The sequence below is a fragment of the Oleiphilus sp. HI0079 genome (assembly GCF_001635105.1).
The window spans coordinates 1-805 of record NZ_LWFT01000847.1 but is presented as its reverse complement, the minus strand read 5'-3'; the positions used below and the strand labels follow the sequence as shown (position 1 = coordinate 805).

At 48.1% G+C, this 805-nt stretch carries 1 protein-coding gene; it reads left to right on the top strand.

Annotated features, from left to right (window positions below):
• A partial coding sequence (locus A3750_RS15770) for a bifunctional diguanylate cyclase/phosphodiesterase (RefSeq protein WP_197475080.1) occupies nt 1-749 on the top strand: 749 nt, incomplete at its 5' end.
• Nucleotides 750-805: the final 56 nt, after the last annotated feature.

Sequence of the window (805 nt, the reverse complement as noted above, 5' to 3'; positions counted from 1 at the left end):
CTATTCATGACGATACGCTAGCGCTCGCATTTCAACCCAAACTCGCGATGCAGACATCTAAAGTCACGGGAATGGAGGCCTTGCTGCGTTGGACGCACCCTAAACTTGGGTTTGTTCCGCCAGACAAATTCATCCCGCTTGCCGAGCAAACCGGACTCATTGATTTGATAACGCAGTGGGTGTTTCGGAGCGTCGTCGAGCGAATGTTAGAGCTCCGTGCCAAAGGATATGTCGGCACCATGTCGATCAATATTTCTGCGCGCAACTTACATAATCCACATTTTGCAGAGCAGCTCTCTCAGATACTCGACAACACCGCACTCAGTGCAGATATGTTTTATCTGGAATTGACGGAGACTGCGGCGATGGAAGACCCGGTATTGGGTATTACAGCTTTGCAAACGCTCGTTGATAAAGGTTTTAAAATTGCCATAGATGATTTTGGCGCCGGTTATTCCTCCCTCTCTTATTTGCAACGCCTCCCGGCTTCCGAATTGAAGCTCGATCGCTCTCTGATTGTTGATGTTTGCGAGAGTAAGAGTTCATTGATGATTGTGAAGACGTTTGTCGACATGGCGCATGCGCTTAATCTTGAGTTGGTTGCAGAAGGCGTTGAGGATGAACAAACGGCTAACTCCCTGCGGGACTTAAATTGCGATCGTTTTCAGGGTTATTGGATTGCGCGTCCAATGCCATTTGATGATATGCAGCTATGGTTGTCAGAACATGAGGCCCTAGCGCTAGGCTAGGCTTCTCCAAAAAAGGACTCTTCATGGTGCGTAATGCACTCTGATGACGCATTTAT